A 17,110-nucleotide genomic window follows, 5' to 3' on the forward strand; every position below is an offset into this window, starting at 1 on the left:
GCCATGGCCTGGGGTCGCCTGCGGTTGCAGATGCGGTTGGCATTGGCGGTTTGCGGCCTGGCTCTGGCTGGCTGCAGCGGCACCCGTTTGGGCGACCAGCTCTCCCGCAGTTTCTCGGCGCCCCCAGCCCAGCCCGTGGCCCCCACTCCGGCAGCCCCCACTACGGCAGCCCCGAATGGGGCGAGCCCCAAGCCCCCGCTCGCCCCGCCGCTTCCTTCGGTGGCTTCACCCACCAAGCCGGCCCCCTACCGGATCACAATTCAGTTGCCTGCGGCCGATCCGGCCGCCCCCGCCGAGGCCGTTACTGAGGCCCTGCGGGCGGCGGGCGTGAGCTTCGAAGTGGAGATGATCGAGCGCATCGGCGCGTCCACGCCCAAGCCGGCGCCCACCTCCACGCCAGCGCCCACCGTCACGCCGGCACCCACGGTCACGCCGGCCCCGGCACCGCGTTGATACCATCCAGACGCCAGCTCACGCGCGGACAGGCCCGCCAGTTGATGGACACGGCCTATCTGGCGTCCGCCACTGCCCTGCTGTGGGTGGCGCTGTATTACCTGCCGGTGGGCAGCCCTCTGTTTCGGCTGGCCCTGCCCCTGCCCCTGGCCCTGTTGCAGCTCCGCCACGGCTGGCGCTGTGCCGTGGAGGGCCTGGTGGTGACGACCCTGCTGCTGGTGGCCCTGATGGGGCCGATCCGCGGCCCCCTGGTGCTCTTCCCCTACGGCTTCCTGGCGCTGTGGCTGGGCTGGTGCTGGCGCGGCACCGGCGGCTGGCGGGCCAGCTGGTGGTTGAGTTGGGGCGTCGGCAGCCTGATCGGTGCGGCCGGCTTTCTGGTGCGGGTGGCGGTGTTGTCGCTGCTGGTGGGGGAAAACCTCTGGGTGGTGCTCACCAGCGCGGCAGCTGGTTTGCTGGAGAGGCTGGCCGGCTGGGTGGGCCTGGCCGCCAGCATCGACCTGGCCCAGGTGCAGCTGGCCGCCGTCGCCCTGGTGTGGGTGCAGAACGTGATCGTGGTGCTGGCCCTGCATGCGGTTGCCTACTGGATCTTTCCGCGCCTGCGCTCCCCGATCCCCGAGCCCCCCCGGGCCCTTCGCGCCCTGGTGGCCCTCGACCCCCTCTGAGCCCGGCGATGGCCCCTGATCGCTGGCGAGCAGCGCTGCAGCAGGGCTGGCCGGTCAGTCGCACCCTGCTGCTGCTGGCCGCCACCGACACGGCAGCGGTGCCGGGAATTTCCGCCGCCGGGGCCACCCCCGAGGCCCGCCTGGGCACGGCAGCGGCCGACGCCGAGCTGCTGCTGCAGGGGCCCGGCGCTGGGCGTGTTCATGCCCTGCCGCCCCTGCCGGCTGGGGTGAGCCCAGCCTTGATCAGCCATGTGGTGCTGCGGGAGTTGGGGTTGCTGGAGCGCACCCGGGTGGTGGATCTGGGCTGTGCCATCGCCCCATCGGTGCCGCACCTGCGCCTGCCCGCGCTCGAGAGCGCCGGCCCGGCCTGCTGCCTCAGCACCGGCCGGGCCCTCGATCCGGCCAGGGTGAAGGCCCTGCTGCAGCGCGGCCGCTCCTGGGGAGAGCGCTGGAACCCCGCCGAGCCGCTGCTGCTGGCGGAGTGTGTGCCGGGGGGCACCACAACCGCTCTGGCGGTGCTGCAGGGGTTGGGGGTGGAGGCGGCCGGGCTGGTGAGCGGCAGCCTGCGCCAACCGGCCCATGGCCTCAAGGCGGCGTTGGTGCGGCGGGGCCTAGAGGCAGCCGTGGCTGGGGGTGGGGTCGTGGCTGGGGTCGGTGCCGAGCCGAGTCCCACGGCCGTGCTGGCGGCGGTGGGCGATCCGATGCAGGCGTTGGCGGCCGGTTTGGTGGCGGCGGCCGCGGCGCGGGGCACCCCCGTGCTGCTGGCCGGCGGCAGTCAGATGGCGGCGGTGCTCGCCCTGGCTCTGGCCCTGGCGGAGCCCGGACGGCGCCAGGAGTTGGTGTGCCAGGTGACACTCGCCACCACGGCCTGGGTGGCCGAGGAGCCCGGCAGCGATCTGGCCCTGCTGCTGGCGCGCATCGGGGCGCTGTGGCAGGTGCGGCCGCGGCTGGAGGTGGCGGCCTTGCGCTTCCACGGCTGCAGCAGCGCGGCCCTGCGCGACTACGAGCGCGGCTACGTCAAGGAGGGGGTGGGGGCCGGCGGCCTGGCCCTGCTGTGGGAGCTGGCTGGGCTGCCCCCCGCGGCCCTGGCCGCCGCCTGCGACCAGGCCTGCCGGCTTGAGCTCGGTGTTTAGGGTCGCTGCCATGGCTCTGTTGTCTGCCCCGCTCTCCCGTCGCCGGCTGCTGCAGCTGGGGCTGGGCGCCGGCCTGCTGGCCGCCTGTCGCCCCGCTGAGGGCCCCCAGTTGCTGCTGGCTGAGGGGGAACTGCCGGCCGCCTGGCTGAAGCAACTGCCGGATCCCTGGCGCTCCCAGCCACTGGCGGACCCCGCTGCGGTGCAACAACAGCTTCAAGCGGTTGTGAAACAGGGTGTGCAACACAAAGCGCAGCCCGGAGTGCAGCCCGGTTTGGTTGCCCTCAGCGACGGCTGGGCCAGCGGTCTGGGCAGCGGTCTGGGCCCCAAGGTGCTGCAGCCGTTTGGGGCGCCGCGGCTGTGGGCCCGCTTGGCGCCCTTCAGTGCGGAGGTGGCGCGGTTGTTTGGCCCGGCCGGCACCGGCGAACTGGCCTTTCCCTGGGCCTACAGCCCTTGGGTGATCGCCCTGCGCAGCCGCCCCGACCTGCTGGCCCGGCGTCAGGAGGGCTGGGCACTGCTGCTTGATCCCAGCTTGCGGGGCCGGCTGGTGCTGCCCTCCAGCCCCCGCATCAGCCTGGAGATCGTCAAAGGCGATTTCGCCCAGCTGGAGCGATTGCGGGCCCAGGCCCTGGCCTACGACGAGCGCGATGGTCTCAACCTGCTGCTGAGCGGCAAGGCCGACGCGGCGGTGCTGCCCCTGCAGCGCCTGATCCCCCTGCAGCGCCGCGATCAGCGCCTGGCGGTGATCTGGCCGGAGTCGGGGGCGCCGCTCAGCTGGCAGCTGTTGCTGCGGCCGGCGGCGAGCCCACCCCAGCAGCCCCCTTTGGAGTGGCTGGGGGCCGTGCTGGAGCCGCCCCTGCTGGAGCAACTGCTGGCCCGGGGTTGGGTGCCGCCCCTGCCCCAGGCCGAGCTGGCGCCGGCGGCTCGGCGCTTTCCGGCGGCGATGGCCGCGCTGCTTCTGCCCGGCGATGCCCTGCTGCAGCGCTGCTGGAGTCTGCCGCCGCTCAGCCTGGCCCAGCAGCTCGCCCAGCAGAACCTCTGGGATGCGGCCGCGCCCAGATCCTGAGACTCAGCCCCAGAGCCGCCGCCTCGGTGCGGCGGCCAGGCGCCGGTGGGTGTCGGCCAGCAGCGCGGGGATGGGCAGCTGGTGGGGGCAGCGGGGCAGGCAGGCGCCGCAGCTTTGGCAGGCCTCGGCATTGCGCTCCTCCCACCAGTGGCCGGCGCGGCCGATCAGGTTGTAGCGCTCGCCCGCGAACACCTCCATGCCGTGGCCGACTGCCAGGTTGCGCAGGCGCAGCAGCTCGGGGATCGGCACGCCATTGGGGCAGGGCAGGCAGGCGCGGCACTGGCCGCAGCGCTCGGCCCCCAGGCGCTCCCGGCCCGCGGCACTCAGGCGCTCCAGGGCTGCGAGTTGCGCGGCACTCAGCCAGGGCGAGGGCCCTTGAATGGCAGTGGCCCAGGCCAGATCGCCCGGCTGCTCGGCCCCCAGGCTCAGGGTGGAGACCCCCTCATCCAACAGAAAGCGGTAGGCCAGCTCGAGGGGGTGAAACGGGGCGCAGTCGGCCAGCAGCTCCGGCGGCGGGTCGTAGAGGCGGCCCCCTTTGTCGGCCGGGGAGATGGCCAGCACGCCGATGCCGCCGGCCAGGGCGGTGCGGGCCAGGGGCAGGCGGGTTTGGTCGAAGAGGTGCAGGTGCAGGCTGCACACCCGGAAAGCCCCGGAGGCGAGGGCGGCCTCGATCAGCTCGGGGCTGCCGTGGCTGCTGAAGCCCACCTGGCCCACCAGCCCTTCGCCGCGGGCCCAGGCCAGCAGGTCGCCGCCGGGGCCGTGCAGGGCCCACTCCAGGTGCTCCGGCGTGTTGAGGCCGTGGACGGCCAGGGTGGTGAGCTGCGCCACGCCGAGGCGCGCCAGGATCGCCCGCAGCTGCTGCTGGGCGGTGGCGAGGTCCGAGACTGGCAGGAGCTTGCTGGTGATCCGCCAGCCGCCCTCCGGGGCCAGGCCCTCTGCGGCCAGGGCGGCGAGGGCCTGGCCCAGGAAGCTTTCGGCGGGGCCGTAGGCGGGGGCTGTTTCCAGGTGGTTGATGCCGGCGGCCAGGGCGGCGCGCAGCACGGCCTCCATCTGCGCCGGGCTGCCCAGGGCCCGCATCGTGCCAAGGCTGAAGGGGGACACCGGAGGGCCATCGCCGAAGGGGCGCAGGGCCGGGGCTGTCATGGCGCGGGTGTGTCCGGCGGCTCGGTCTCTGGGTGGGCTTGCTTGAGGTGGCGCACCAGGTCGGCGGGGCTGGTGCTGTCCAGGAAGCGGCGGAAATTGTCCTGGTCTTCTGCATCGGCCTCCGCGTCCACCGGGATCGAGGCATCGGCCACCACCTCCTCCAGCATCCAGATCGGGCTGCCGGTGCGCAGGGCCAGGGCGATCGCGTCGCTGGGGCGGGCATCGAGTTCGAGGCCAGCCGGGGCCTGCACGGCCGCCTCGGCTGTTTGGGCTTCGGCTGCCTGGGTTTCGGCTGCTTGAGCGTCGAGATTGGCGTGCTCAGGCTCGGCGGGGCTCAGTTTCAGCACGGCGCGGAAGGTGCTGTCTTCGATCGTGTGGATCACCACCCGGTCGAGCTGCAGCCCCCCCGCGTCGATCAGGGAGGCCATCAGGTCGTGGCTGAGGGGCCGCGGCGGCGCCTCGTCGCTGAGGCCGGCCAGGATGTTTTGGGCCTGGGCCTGGTCGATCCAGATCGGCACCTGGCGCCGGCCCGCGGGATCGCGCAGCAACACAATCGGACTGCGGCTGGCCGCATCCAGGGCAATTCCGGCAACGCGCATCTCGACCATGGCTTGCCTGGTCCACCCTTTGCACGATTATGGCCAGATTGGTTCGCCCTGGGCTTGATAGCGGATGTTTACCGGGCTGGTGCAGGCAATCGGTGCAATCCGGCGCAGTTCCAAGGGGGTGCAGGTGCAGTGGCATCCGCCGGCGGGTGCGGCTTGGGGGCCAGCCCAGCTGGCCCTGGGCGACAGCGTGGCGGTGGATGGGGTGTGTCTCACCGTGGCCGAGCGCCTGGCCGATGGGTTTCGTGCGGACGTGAGCGAAGAGACGCTTGGACGCACCACCCTGGCGGCCAAGGCGGACCGGGGCGGGGCGGTGAATCTGGAGCCGGCCCTGCGGCTGGCGGATCGCCTCGGTGGCCACTTGGTGAGCGGCCATGTGGACGGGTTGGGGGTGGTGCGGGCGATTGCGCGTCAGCCGGCCTCCTGGCGCCTCGAGCTGGCCTGGAACGACCCCGCCTACGGCCGCTACATCTGCGAAAAGGCCAGCGTGGCGGTTGATGGCATCAGCCTCACCGTGGCGGGTTGCGACGCGGATGGCGGGGGCTTCTGGATCGCTGTGATCCCCCACACCTGGGCCAGCACGACCCTCGCCCAGCTGGCCGTCGGCCATGGGGTGAATCTGGAGGCCGATCTGCTGGCCAAGTACACCGAGCGGTTGCTGGCGGGCCGAGGAGGGGGGGGCGGGGACTCCTGGAATGGCGATTTGGGTTTGTTGAACAAAACGTTCAACGGAGCTGAACAGAGAAACAACGAGCAGGGGAGCTCCGGAGCTGGCGTCGATGCCGCCTGGTTGGCTGATCACGGCTGGGTCTGAGCCGCGTGTGGCCAGGGCCGCCCACCGTGATTACGGTCCGAGTGATATCGATGGAACACTGATGGGTTCAAGTCTGTTGTCCCCCAATGGCGCGGGACTCAAAGCCTTCACCCTGTTTGAGGGGGTGTTGATGCTGGTGCTGGGGGTGCTGGCTCTGATCTTTCCGGTGGTGGCCTCAGCCTGGATCACCGTGATCGTGGCGGTTGCCTTTCTGGTGGGCGGCATCGTGGGTTGGGTGAGCAATCTGGCCCGCTCCCGTCAGTTGGGCCGCTGGTATTGCTTTTGGCGCCTGGTGATCTCCACCCTGTTCATCGTCGTGGGGGCCTGGATGATTCAGCAGTTCCGCGGCGGGCCGCTGGAGGGTGGTGTTGTGGTGGCCAGCCTGGCCTTCGCCATCGGCCTCGTCTTCATCCTGGAGGGCGTGGTGTCGGTGCTGGTGTCGCTTGGCCACACCCAGGTGAGGGGTTGGGGTTGGGGCCTGCTCAATGGCATCGTCACCCTGATCCTGGGCGTGCTGATTGTGACCATGCAGGGCTGGGGCCTGCTGTGGGTGATCGGTGTGCTGGTGGGCATCAGCTTCCTATTCAGCGGCATCGACCTGCTGGCCTTCAGCTCCAGCTTTCATGGCGACGACTGAATAGGGGCGAGGACTGAAGAGCGCGACGACTGAAGAGCGGCGGGCCTGGCCTACTCCTCCAGGGGCAGCAGCCAGATGGAGCCGGTTTCCTGGTGAATTTCGATGCGGAATTCCTGGCCCGGCTCTAGCCCCAGTCGCCGGGTGTAGGCGTGGCCGATCAGCAGGTTGCCGTTGCCGTGCACCCGCGTGCGGAACTCTGCCTGCATCCCCTTGCCCTGACCGCTGGAGCGACTAGCGCTGGTCCTGCCGCCACCGTTGTTGGGCATGGAATAGCCCTTCGCCGCCACCAGGGCCCGGTAGAAACTCTTTTTGAGCACTCGACCGCTAGGGCCCACGTAGCCACATGCCCGGGCAATCTCATCTTCGGGGCGGTTGCTCAGGGCCCGGGCCCGATCGAGCAGCGCCTTCCCCTCCAGCATTTCGGGGGGACCGTCGTCCGTCCTGCCAGCCATGGGTGTTGCCTGCCCTCGACAGAGTGATGGGTCGATTGTGCCGAGTGTGCTTCCAATTCGCCAACGCTGCCAGCGCTTGAACACCATCCCAGCGCCTGAAGACGATCAGAGCAGATAAAGAATCCCGTATAGCACTACCCAGATGCCGTCCACAAAGTGCCAGTAGAGCTCGGCCGCTTCCAGGCCGAAGTGATCGCTGGCGGTGTTGCGGCCGCCCTGGCGGGTTTGCAGGGCCACGATGGCAATGCAGATCACGCCAAGGGTGACGTGCAGGCCATGGAAGCCGGTGAGGGCATAGAAGGTGCTGGCGAACAGGTTGTCGGTGAGGCCGAAGGGCAGGTTGAAGTATTCGACCATCTGCCCGGCCAGGAAGATTGCACCCAGCCCGCCGGTGATCGCCAGCCAGAGGCGGCTGGCAGCGAGGTTGCCACCGCGGCATTCCTTGCCGGCCCGGTGGAAGGTGAAGCTGCTGATGATCAGGACAACGGTGTTGATTGTGGGGAGCAGTAGTTCGAGTTCGTAGGTGCTGCCCTCCTGGAGGGGATTGACGGCCCGGAAGGTGAGGTAGGCGGCGAAGAAGCCCGCGAAGGTCATGCCGTCGGCCACCAGGAAGGTGGCCAGGCCAAACAGACGGAAGTCGCCATGGCCCTCAGTGGCGTGATCGGCTGCGTGGTCTGTGGCTTGGTCGGCTGCGAGGCTGCCGGGATCCTGCAGGGGGGCGGTGCTGGTCATGCCTGGACCTCCTGGGGTACTTCCTGATGCTGGCCGTAGCCGTAGGGCTCGGTGACCAGCGGCGCTTCGCCAATCCAGTTTTCCACTGGGGGCGGCGAGCTGGTCAGCCACTCGGGGGTGAGGGCGTTCCAGGGGTTGTCACCGGCAACCTTGCCGTTGATGGCCGTCACCACCACGTTGATCAGCAGCGGCAGGGTGCTGATCGCCATCAGCAGGGCGCCGACGCTGCTCACCTGGTTGAGGGTGGTGAAGGTGGGGTCGTATTCCGCCACCCGGCGGGGCATGCCGTTGAGACCCAGCCAGTGCTGGGGGGCGAAGCAGAGGTTGAAGCCGATGAAGGTGAGCAGGAAGTGCAGCCGGCCCAGGTCTTCATTGAGGAGTCGCCCGGTGAACTTCGGATACCAGTGATAGAGCGAGCCGAAGATCACAAACACCGTGCCGCCGTAGACGATGTAGTGGAAATGGCCCACCACGAAGTAGGTGTCATGCACGTGGATGTCGAAGGGCACCTGGGCCAGGGCCACACCGGTGATGCCGCCGAACACGAAATTCACGATGAAGGCGCAGGAAAACAGCATCGCCGAGTTGAGCGCAATCTTGCCGCCCCAGAGGGTGGCCAGCCAGTTGAAGAATTTGATGCCGGTGGGCACGGCGATGAATGATGTGGCGATCGTGAAGAACAGGCGCATCCAGGGCGGCGTGCCACTGGTGAACATGTGGTGGGCCCAGACGATCAAGCCCAGAAACACAATCGCCATGATCGAGTACACCATCGTGGTGTAGCCAAACAGGGGCTTGCGGGCGTGCACCGGCAGGATCTCACTCACCAGGCCGAAGGCCGGCAGCACCATGATGTACACCGCCGGGTGGGAATAGAACCAGAAGAGGTGCTGATAAACCACCACATTGCCCCCCAGGGCAGGGTTGAAGAAGCCCGTGTGGGCAATGATGTCAAAGCTCAGCAGGATCAAGGTGCCGGCCAGCACTGGCGTGGAGAGCACCACCAGGATGCTGGTGCCGAGCATGGCCCAGCAGTACATCGGCAGCTGCATCAGCTTGAGGCCAGGCCGGCGCAGCTTGAGGATGGTGGCGATGAAGTTGATGCCGCCGAAGATCGAGCTACCGCCCAGCAGCAGCACACTCAGGATCCACACCACCTGACCTGCTGCCGGGGTGGTGAGGCTCAGCGGGGGATAGGCGGTCCAGCCGGATTGGGCCGCAGCTCCTGCGATGAAGTAGCTGCTGATCAGCAGGATGCCGGCGGGGGGAATCAGCCAGAAGGCCACGGCATTGAGCCGCGGGAAGGCCATGTCGCGGGCCCCCACATAGAAGGGAATCAGGTAGTTGCCGAAGGCGCCGTTCACCACCGGCACGATCCAGAGGAAAATCATCACCGTGCCGTGCAGGGTGAGCACCTCGTTGTAGGTGTCGCGCGGCATGAAATCGGAGAGCGGCGTGGCCAGCTCGGTGCGAATGGCGCCAGCCAGGGCTCCGCCGATCAGATAGAAGACAAAGCCGCACACCAGATATTGCAGCCCGATCACCTTGTGATCGAGGCTGAAGCTGAAGTACCGCAACCAGCCCTGGGGTTGCAGGCTGCCGTTGAAGTCGCTCGGATTGGCGAGGGTCATGGCGTCTCAGGTGGTGGTGCTGGCGGGGCTGTTCTGCTGCAGCCAGGTGGCGTAGGCCTCGGGTTCGTGCACCACAACGGTGGAGCGCATGCCGCCGTGGTACGGGCCGCACAGTTCGGCGCACACGATCGGGTAGCTGCCGGCCTTGGTGGCGGTGAAGGAGAGCACGGTGGGCTGGCCGGGGATCACGTCCTGCTTGAGGCGGAACTGGGGCACCCAGAAGGCGTGGATCACGTCGCGGGCTTCCATATGCAGCTCCACGGGTTGGCCGGTCGGCACGTGCAGCTCGCCACTGGTGATGTTGGCGTCGGGGTAATGGAAGATGAACGCAAATTGCATCGCCGTCACCTCAACCGGCAGCACGGCGCCGGTGGGTGCGGCATCCATGCCGGCCCCACCGATCCCCCCCCACACCCTGGCCTGGGGCTCCATCGCCGCGTGGGCCATGGCGGAGTGGTCGTTGAGGTTCACCATGCCGCCCATGCGCTCGTAGATGTCGTAGCTGTAGATCCCAACGAATAAAACCACGATCGCGGGAATGGCCGTCCAGACGATTTCCAGCGGCAAATTCCCCTCAATGGCGAGGCCATCGCTGAGGTCACCGCTGGGGCGGCGGAATCGAAACAAGCTGTAAACCAGCAGGATCACGATGCCGAGAAACAGCACCGTGCCAATGCTGAACAAAACCTTAAAGAGGGCGTCATAGGTGGGAGCGTTGCTGCTGGCATCCAGCGGCAATATGTTGACGTTGTTGCCCACCCAAAGGCCTGTCAGCACAAGCGCTGTGGTGGCCGCGATAATAGTGAGGACGGTACGAATCGGCACGGTGCGCTTTGCCCCTGAAGCCAGCCTATGGGGCGCTGCCTTCGGCTGCGGGGACAACGTTGATTTGGTTGGCAAAACAACGCGATGGCAGTGGGTTTCTGGGGCAAGGTTTCAGTCTTGAGATGTGCGGGAACCCTGATCCCTGCTTCTGGTCAAGCTGGCTAACTTGACCCCACTTCCGGGAATGGCCTGGCCATGGCGGCGGATCTCCACTCCCAACCAGGTCCAGCTCCCGACCTGGCGCTGCGTCACCGCCTCGGCTTGCTGGCGTCCCACCTGGTGGTGGCCCTGGTGGCCCTGGTGGGCATCGGCGGTGCCACCCGGGTGATGGAGGCCGGCCTGGCTTGCCCGGATTGGCCGCTTTGTTACGGGCGCCTGCTGCCGGGGCGCCAGATGAACCTCCAGGTGTTCCTGGAGTGGTTCCATCGGCTCGATGCCTTCGTCGTGGGCGTAGCCCTGCTGGTGCTGACTGGCGCCAGCATTCTCTGGCGCCGCCGGCTGCCGGCGTGGCTCCCCTGGATAGCCGGCGCAGCCTTGTTGCTGGTGGCTGTGCAGGGTGGGCTGGGGGCCCTCACCGTCACCCAGCTGCTGGCGGCTCCCTTGGTGACGGCCCATCTCACCACCGCCCTGGTGTTGGTGGCCCTCACCAGTGCCCTCTACCAGCGCCTCGCCATGGCTGGTCGTGGCCTCGTGGTGCCGCCGCTCTGGTGGGGGCTGCTGGCGTCGACGGCCCTGGTGCTGGTGCTGGCCCAGTGCTTGCTGGGCGGTTCCATGGCCAGTCAATGGGCCGCCGACCAATGCTTCAGTTCAGGAGAGGGTTGCCGGTGGTTGCTGGCCCACCGCCAGGTGGCGATGCCCGCGGCCCTGGCCGTGCTGGCCCTGGCGGCATCAACCCCGCTGCTGCCGGCGGGGCTCGGACAATTGCCAGCGCTGGCTCTTGGCTCCGCAGCGTTGGTGGTGGCCCAGGTTGCCCTCGGGGTCTTGACCCTGCGTCTCCAGCTTGAGGCGCCCCTGGTGACGATTGCTCACCAGCTCACCGCTGCCCTGCTCGTGGGCTTGCTGGCCGCCGTGGTCGCCCGCTGTTTGGGGCGTCGCTCGGCCCGATCCCTGTTGACGTCTGAGGTCCCCTCCGAGGTGGTTCATGGTTAGTGCAGCAGTGCCTGCAACGGCCGCTGCTTCGGTGGCGAATGCCCCAACTGCGGCCTCAGCGATCCGTCCTTCGGTGAAGCTGCCCGCCTGGTTGGAGGTGGCCAAGCCCCGCCTGATCCCCCTGCTGCTGGCTACCACCCTGGGCGGCATGGCCCTCAGTGCCGGTGGCCCCCCCAGCGGCGCCACCATCGCCTGCACCCTGGTGGGGGGCAGCCTGGCTTCGGCGGCGGCCGGGGTGCTCAATTGCCTGTGGGAGCAGGAGCTCGATGGGCGCATGCAACGCACCAGTCGCCGGGCCCTGCCCTCGGGGCGCCTCGCCCAGCGCCAGGCCTTCGCCCTGGCCATCGGCCTCACGGCCCTCTCGGTGGCGGTGTTGGTGATCGGTGTGAACCCGCTGGCCGCCAGCTTGTCGCTGCTGGGCCTGTGCAGCTATGTGCTGCTCTACACCGCCTTCCTCAAGCCTCGCACCACCCAGAACATCGTCATCGGCGGGGTGGCCGGTGCGATCCCGCCCCTGGTGGGGGCGGCGGCGGCCACCGGTGGCCTGGGTTGGTCGTCGTGGTGGCTGTTCTCGCTGGTGATGCTGTGGACGCCCGCCCACTTCTGGGCCCTGGCCCTGCTGCTCAAGGACGACTACCGATCGGTGGGGATTCCGATGCTGCCGGTGGTGAAGGGCGTGGTGGTCACCACCCGGGCGATCAGCCATTACGCCTGGGCCACGGTGGCCTTTAGCCTGCTCGGTGTGCTGGCCTTGCCCACTGGCGGCCTGCTCTACGGCCTGATGGTGCTGCCCTTCAACGCCCGTCTGCTCCAGCTCAGCGGCCGCTTGCGCGCCCAGCCCGATGATCCCCAGCGCGCCCGCGCCCTGTTCCGCTGGTCCATCTTTTACCTGTTTGGCATCTGCCTGCTGCTGCTGCTGGCCCGGCTGCCCCAGGCGGCGCTGATGGGCCCTGATCTGTTCAGCGTCTCGCTGTTTGCGCTGCCTACATTGGTCGGCTGATTGGGCGGTCTGAGTCGGTGATCGAACTGCAGCAGCTCCGAAAGTGCTACGGCGGTGGCAAAGCCAGAGGTGGCAACTTGGCCGGTGGCGTGCTGGCCCTCGATGGGCTGACGCTGCAGGTGCCGGCCGGCAGCCTTTACGGCCTGCTGGGGCCCAATGGCGCCGGCAAGACCACTGCCCTGCGCATCCTCTGCACTCTGCTGGCCCCCGACAGCGGCAGCGTGCGGGTGGGCGGGGTTGATGCCCTGTCCGAGCCGCGGGCGGTGCGGCGCCTGCTGGGCTACGTGGCCCAGGAGGTGGCGATCGACAAGATCCTCACGGGCCGCGAACTGCTGCAGCTCCAGGGCGATCTGTATCACCTGCAGACCTCCGCGCGGAACCAGCGGATCGGCGAGTTGATCGAGCTGCTGGGCATGGCCGACTGGATCGATCGCCGCTGCGGCGGCTATTCAGGCGGCATGCGGCGCCGGCTGGATCTGGCGGCGGGTCTACTGCATCGCCCCCAGGTGCTGGTGCTCGATGAGCCCACCGTCGGCCTCGACATCGAGAGCCGGGCGGCCATCTGGGGTGTGCTGCGCCAGCTGCGGGATGGCGGCACCACTGTGCTGCTCAGCAGCCACTACCTCGAGGAGGTGGATGCCCTGGCCGACCACCTGGCCATCATCGAAGCCGGTCGGGTGATCGCCGAAGGGGCGCCCTCGGTGCTCAAGGCGGCCCTCGGCGGCGATCGGGTGACCCTGCGGGTGCGGGAATTCAGCGACGCCGACGAGGCTGAGCGGGTGCGCAGCCTGCTGCACGCTTGTGCCGGTGTGCGCCAGGTGGTGGTGAACCAGGCCCAGGGCTTCTCCCTCAACCTGGTGATCGAGCACGACGGCGTGATCGAGCAGCTGCGCCGTCAGCTGGCCGAGGCCGACCTGCCGGTGTTTGCCCTGGCCCAGAGCCGCCCCAGCCTCGATGATGTCTACCTCCAGGCCACGGGCCGCACCTTGATGGATGCGGAGCTGGCCGTGGCCGGCAGTCGCGATCCCAAGGCCGAACGCAAAGCGAGCATGTGATGACCACCACCCTTCCCGTTCCCGTCCCGACCCGCGATCCCGCCCCGGGTTCACAGCCCGAGGCTTCCGCCCTGGCTGAGATCAGCCAGGAAACCCTGGCCCTAACCCGGCGTTTGTTTGTGCAGCTGCAGCGGCGGCCTTCCACCCTGGTGGCGGGGGTTCTGCAACCGCTGATCTGGCTGGTGCTGTTCGGCGCTCTGTTCGCCAAGGCCCCGGAGGGCCTGCTGCCCGGCGGCATCAGCTATGGCCGCTTTCTGGGTGCCGGCGTGATCGTGTTCACCGCCTTCAGTGCGGCCCTCAATGCCGGGTTGCCGGTGATGTTTGATCGGGAATTCGGCTTCCTCAACCGCCTGCTGGTGGCGCCCCTGCGCTCGCGCAGCTCGATTGTGTTGGCTTCGGTGCTCTACATCACCTCCCTGAGCCTGGTGCAGAGCCTGGCGATCATGGGCACCGCTGCCCTGCTCGGCTACGGCTGGCCGGGGGGCGCCGGAGTGTTGTTGGTGCTAGTGACGCTGCTGCTTCTGGTGTTTGCCGTCACGGCCCTGAGTTTGGGCTTGGCCTTCGCCCTGCCGGGGCATATCGAGTTGATCGCGGTGATCTTCGTGGCCAACCTGCCGCTGCTGTTTGCCAGCACCGCTTTGGCACCGCTGTCCTTCATGCCGGCCTGGCTGGGCTGGCTAGCGGCCCTAAATCCCCTTACCTTCGCGATTGAACCGATCCGTGCCGCCTACGCAGGACAGGTCTCCCTCACCGCCGTGGTGCTGGAGGCCCCCTACGGCCAGCTCAGCAGCGCCACCTGCCTCGGGGTGCTCGCCGTGTTGGCCGCCGGGTTGTTCCTGCTGATTCGGCCGCTGCTGGATCGCAAGCTCACCTAGCCACCCCTCCCGTGACCCAGCCCCCCAGCTTTCCACCGCCAGCCCGCCCCGACCTGGCGGATCGTCTGCTGGCGGCGGTGGCCGAACGGGACCAGCCCATGGCCGAGCGCCTGCTGCAACAGTGGGTGCACCGCCGCGGCCTCGCGGCCCTGGACGCTTTGGTGGCGGGGCCGCTGCTGGCCAGTCAGGGGGCTGAAGCCGCCCAGTGGTTGCAGGAACGGGCTGGCGGCGGAGCTCCCCTTGGGTTGGTGCCTGCGGTGCTGCAGCCCGAGCCGGAATGGCTTTCAGAGTCTGTTGAACAGGTTGTTGAACCCGTTGTTGAACCCATCCCCGCGGCGGTTCTCTCCCGTTCCTGGTCCCAACTGGCCGTGGTGCCCGACGGGGAGCCGGCGCCCGCACCCCGTGCCCTGGCGCCCCTGCGGGCCTGGCTTCCCGATGCCGACTCCCTTCCCTTAGCCAGCTGAGTGAAAGCTTCTGGACTGATCGTGTCGGTGCAGGCCCCCGAGGGCTCACCCCTGCGCGATCCCGATGTGATCGCGGCGATGGCGGAGGCCAGCCTTCGCAATGGCGCCAGTGGCGTGCGGCTGGAGAGTCCGGAGCACATCGGAGCCGTGCGGAGCCGTTGCCCCGACGCCTTGATCGTGGGGCTGTGGAAGCGCACCTACCCCGACAGCTCCGTGTACATCACCCCGGGCTGGGAGGAGATCCGCGCCGTGTGGGGGGCGGGCGCCGACGTGGTGGCGATCGATGCCACCGAACGCCACCGGCCCGGTGGAGAGACTCTCGAGCAGCTGATCAGCCGCGCGCGGCGGGAGTTGGGTGCCCTGCTGATGGCCGATGTCGACTCGCTGGCCAACGGCTTGCGGGCCGCCGCCCTCGGCTGCGACTGGGTGGGCACCACCCTGTATGGCTACACCGAGGCCACGGCTGCTTGCCAGCCGCCTGCCTGGGAGCTCTTGCCCCAGCTGAAGCAGCAGCTGCCCGCAGCGGTGAGCTTGATCTGTGAGGGCGGCATCGCCAGCCCCCAGCAGGCCCGTGGTGCCCTCGATGCCGGCGCGGATGCGGTGGTGGTGGGCACGGCTATCACCGGGGTGGACCTGCAGGTGGCGGCCTACGTGAAGGCCTGCTGAGGGGCTGCCGAGCGGCTGGGCCTCACATCATGCCGGGCATGCCCATGCCGCCCATGCCGCCCATGCCACCCATACCGCCCATGCCGCCCATGCCGCCCATGTTGCCGCCGGGGGCCGCTTCGGGTTCGGGTTTGTCGGCGATCACCACCTCGGTGGTGATCAGCATTGAGGCGATCGACACCGCATCCTGAAGTGCCAGACGCACCACCTTGGCGGCATCGAGGATGCCGGCGGCGAGCAGGTCTTCGTAGACGCCGGTGAAGGCGTTGTAGCCCTTGCCCAGCCGCAGGATCTCGGCCGCCACCACAGCGCCATCAGCACCGGAGTTGTAGGCGATCTGCCGCACCGGCTCCGCCAGGGCGCGTTGCACGATCTGCACACCGGTGCGCTCATCCCCCTGACAGGACGCCGCCAGGCCGCTGAGACCTTCGGCCAGCTCCAGCAGGGTGCAGCCGCCGCCGGCGATGATTCCTTCCTCGACGGCGGCGCGGGTGGCGTTAAGGGCATCCTCAATGCGCAGCTTGCGGTTTTTGAGCTCGGTTTCGGTGGGGGCCCCCACCTTGATCACGGCTACACCACCGGCCAGCTTGGCGATCCGCTCCTGCAGCTTCTCGCGGTCGTAGTCGGAGTCGGTGTTGTCGAGCTCATGCTTGATTGAGGCCACCCGGTCGGCCACGGCGGCCTGGTGGTCGCCGCTGGCCACGATGGTGGTGGTGTCCTTGGTAATCGTGATGCGGCGGGCCTGGCCCAGCTCGGCGAGTCCGGTTTTCTCCAGGCTCATGGACCGCTCTTCGCTCACCACGGTGGCACCGGTGAGGATGGCGATGTCGCCCAGCATGGCCTTGCGCCGATCGCCGAAGCCCGGAGCCCGCACGGCGGCCACCTGCAGCACGCCGCGGTTCTTGTTGACCACCAGGGTGGCCAGGGCTTCGCCGTCCACCTCCTCAGCCAGGATCAGCAGCGGTCGGCCGCTCTTCGACACCGCCTCCAGCACGGGCACCAGGTCAGTGATGGTGCTGATCTTGCGGTCGGTGATCAGGATCAGGGCGTTTTCAAAGACGCACTCCCGGCGCTCCTGATCGGTGACGAAATAGGGGGAGCTGTAGCCCCGGTCAAAGGCCATCCCCTCGGTGATTTCCAGCTCAGTGGCCAGGGAGGTCGACTCCTCCACCGTGATCACCCCATCGGCGCTCACCTTGGCCATGGCCTCGGCGATCATCAGGCCGATCTCGTCGTCGTTGCCGGAGCTCACGGCCGCCACCTGACGGATGGCATCGCCACTCACCGCCTGGGAGCGCTCAGCGATCCCAACGACGATTTGGGCCGTCGCTTGTTCCATGCCGCGGCGCAGGCCGACGGGGTTGGCTCCGGCCGCCACGTTTTTCAGACCTTCGCGCACCAGGGCCTGGGCCAGCAGGGTGGCGGTGGTGGTGCCATCGCCGGCGGTGTCCTTGGTTTTGCTGGCCACCTGCTGCATCAGCTTGGCGCCGACGTTTTCGAAGGGATCCTCGAGTTCGATGTCCTTGGCGATGGTGACGCCGTCATTGACGATCTCGGGAGCGCCGAATTTCTTCTCCAGCACCACGTTGCGGCCACGGGGACCGATGGTCACCTTCACCGCGTCGGCCAAGGCGTTGACACCCCGCTCCAGGGCGCCGCGGGAGGCATCCGAGAAGCTGATCAGCTTGGCCATGACAACGGAACGATTTCAATTGTGATCAGGGTCCCACAGCGGCTGGCCGACGTGGTAG

19 protein-coding genes are annotated in these 17,110 nt (G+C 68.6%); 12 read left to right on the plus strand and 7 right to left on the minus strand.

Features of this window, described 5'->3' with window-relative positions:
• The first annotated feature begins 3 nt into the window (after nucleotides 1-3).
• The 4 genes from CJZ78_RS04540 to CJZ78_RS04555 are packed head-to-tail and all read left to right on the plus strand — an operon-like array spanning nucleotide 4 to nucleotide 3,311.
• A complete protein-coding gene (locus CJZ78_RS04540; RefSeq protein WP_369802017.1) occupies nucleotides 4-453 on the plus strand; it encodes a hypothetical protein in 450 nt (149 codons plus the stop codon).
• Nucleotides 454-497: 44 nt separating this feature from the next.
• The gene (locus tag CJZ78_RS04545) at nucleotides 498-1,115 is read left to right on the plus strand and encodes a DUF2232 domain-containing protein (protein ID WP_094559829.1); all 618 of its coding nucleotides are present in this window, start codon (nucleotides 498-500) and stop codon (nucleotides 1,113-1,115) included.
• Nucleotides 1,116-1,123: 8 nt separating this feature from the next.
• Nucleotides 1,124-2,248: a nicotinate-nucleotide--dimethylbenzimidazole phosphoribosyltransferase gene (locus CJZ78_RS04550; protein ID WP_094559710.1), complete on the plus strand. Its 1,125-nt coding sequence runs from the start codon at nucleotides 1,124-1,126 to the stop codon at nucleotides 2,246-2,248.
• Between the two features lie 10 nt (nucleotides 2,249-2,258).
• Entirely contained in the window at nucleotides 2,259-3,311 is a 1,053-nt protein-coding gene (locus tag CJZ78_RS04555; protein WP_094559711.1) for a twin-arginine translocation pathway signal, read from the plus strand.
• Nucleotides 3,312-3,314: 3 nt separating this feature from the next.
• Here CJZ78_RS04555 and CJZ78_RS04560 read toward each other — a convergent pair whose 3' ends face one another.
• Together CJZ78_RS04560 and CJZ78_RS04565 are read right to left on the minus strand one after the other, a co-directional pair.
• Nucleotides 3,315-4,454 (minus strand): aldo/keto reductase, encoded by a 1,140-nt coding sequence (locus tag CJZ78_RS04560; protein ID WP_233128490.1) that lies wholly within the window; start codon nucleotides 4,452-4,454, stop codon nucleotides 3,315-3,317.
• A complete protein-coding gene (locus tag CJZ78_RS04565; protein WP_094559712.1) occupies nucleotides 4,451-5,062 on the minus strand; it encodes a bifunctional nuclease family protein in 612 nt (203 codons plus the stop codon). The genes CJZ78_RS04560 and CJZ78_RS04565 overlap by 4 nt, the downstream gene beginning before the upstream one ends.
• A gap of 64 nt (nucleotides 5,063-5,126) precedes the next feature.
• On the opposite strand from CJZ78_RS04565, the gene CJZ78_RS04570 reads away from it, so the two are divergent.
• Together CJZ78_RS04570 and CJZ78_RS04575 are read left to right on the plus strand one after the other, a co-directional pair.
• Nucleotides 5,127-5,873 (plus strand): riboflavin synthase, encoded by a 747-nt coding sequence (locus CJZ78_RS04570; protein ID WP_094559713.1) that lies wholly within the window; start codon nucleotides 5,127-5,129, stop codon nucleotides 5,871-5,873.
• A 61-nt stretch (nucleotides 5,874-5,934) separates the two neighbouring features.
• Entirely contained in the window at nucleotides 5,935-6,510 is a 576-nt protein-coding gene (locus tag CJZ78_RS04575; protein ID WP_094559714.1) for an HdeD family acid-resistance protein, read from the plus strand.
• 50 nt (nucleotides 6,511-6,560) lie between these two features.
• On the opposite strand, the gene CJZ78_RS04580 is transcribed toward CJZ78_RS04575, so the two are convergent.
• The 4 genes from CJZ78_RS04580 to CJZ78_RS04595 all read right to left on the minus strand — a co-directional run bounded on the left by CJZ78_RS04580 (nucleotide 6,561) and on the right by CJZ78_RS04595 (nucleotide 10,150).
• Nucleotides 6,561-6,929 carry an AbrB family transcriptional regulator gene (locus CJZ78_RS04580; protein ID WP_094559715.1) on the minus strand — a complete coding sequence of 123 codons (369 nt, stop codon included), beginning with the start codon at nucleotides 6,927-6,929 and terminating at the stop codon, nucleotides 6,561-6,563.
• A 138-nt stretch (nucleotides 6,930-7,067) separates the two neighbouring features.
• Complete coding sequence (locus CJZ78_RS04585; RefSeq protein ID WP_094559716.1) at nucleotides 7,068-7,694, minus strand: cytochrome c oxidase subunit 3; 627 nt, start codon at nucleotides 7,692-7,694, stop codon at nucleotides 7,068-7,070.
• Nucleotides 7,691-9,325: a cytochrome c oxidase subunit I gene (gene ctaD, locus CJZ78_RS04590; protein WP_094559717.1), complete on the minus strand. Its 1,635-nt coding sequence runs from the start codon at nucleotides 9,323-9,325 to the stop codon at nucleotides 7,691-7,693. Before ctaD ends, CJZ78_RS04585 begins: the two co-directional genes overlap by 4 nt.
• Before the next feature lie 6 nt (nucleotides 9,326-9,331).
• A complete protein-coding gene (locus CJZ78_RS04595) occupies nucleotides 9,332-10,150 on the minus strand; it encodes a cytochrome c oxidase subunit II (RefSeq protein WP_094559718.1) in 819 nt (272 codons plus the stop codon).
• Between the two features lie 195 nt (nucleotides 10,151-10,345).
• On the opposite strand from CJZ78_RS04595, the gene CJZ78_RS04600 reads away from it, so the two are divergent.
• From CJZ78_RS04600 to CJZ78_RS04625, 6 genes are read left to right on the plus strand one after another with little or no spacing between them, the layout of a single operon-like run.
• Nucleotides 10,346-11,299, plus strand: a complete 954-nt coding sequence (locus tag CJZ78_RS04600; protein WP_094559719.1) for a heme A synthase — start codon at nucleotides 10,346-10,348, stop codon at nucleotides 11,297-11,299.
• Entirely contained in the window at nucleotides 11,292-12,299 is a 1,008-nt protein-coding gene (locus CJZ78_RS04605) for a heme o synthase (protein ID WP_094559720.1), read from the plus strand. The genes CJZ78_RS04600 and CJZ78_RS04605 overlap by 8 nt, the downstream gene beginning before the upstream one ends.
• Before the next feature lie 17 nt (nucleotides 12,300-12,316).
• A complete protein-coding gene (locus tag CJZ78_RS04610) occupies nucleotides 12,317-13,354 on the plus strand; it encodes an ABC transporter ATP-binding protein (protein WP_198953843.1) in 1,038 nt (345 codons plus the stop codon).
• Nucleotides 13,354-14,229 (plus strand): ABC transporter permease, encoded by an 876-nt coding sequence (locus CJZ78_RS04615; protein WP_233128492.1) that lies wholly within the window; start codon nucleotides 13,354-13,356, stop codon nucleotides 14,227-14,229. Before CJZ78_RS04610 ends, CJZ78_RS04615 begins: the two co-directional genes overlap by 1 nt.
• 11 nt (nucleotides 14,230-14,240) lie before the next feature.
• Nucleotides 14,241-14,693 carry a hypothetical protein gene (locus CJZ78_RS04620; protein ID WP_094559721.1) on the plus strand — a complete coding sequence of 151 codons (453 nt, stop codon included), beginning with the start codon at nucleotides 14,241-14,243 and terminating at the stop codon, nucleotides 14,691-14,693.
• Entirely contained in the window at nucleotides 14,694-15,359 is a 666-nt protein-coding gene (locus CJZ78_RS04625; protein WP_094559722.1) for an N-acetylmannosamine-6-phosphate 2-epimerase, read from the plus strand. It abuts the gene before it with no gap.
• Nucleotides 15,360-15,381: 22 nt separating this feature from the next.
• Here the strand turns inward: CJZ78_RS04625 and groL are convergent, their stop codons facing one another.
• A complete protein-coding gene (groL, locus tag CJZ78_RS04630; protein WP_094559723.1) occupies nucleotides 15,382-17,052 on the minus strand; it encodes a chaperonin GroEL in 1,671 nt (556 codons plus the stop codon).
• Between the last annotated feature and the right edge of the window lie 58 nt (nucleotides 17,053-17,110).

This window comes from Synechococcus sp. 8F6, from assembly GCF_002252665.1.
Lineage (GTDB): Bacteria > Cyanobacteriota > Cyanobacteriia > PCC-6307 > Cyanobiaceae > Cyanobium_A.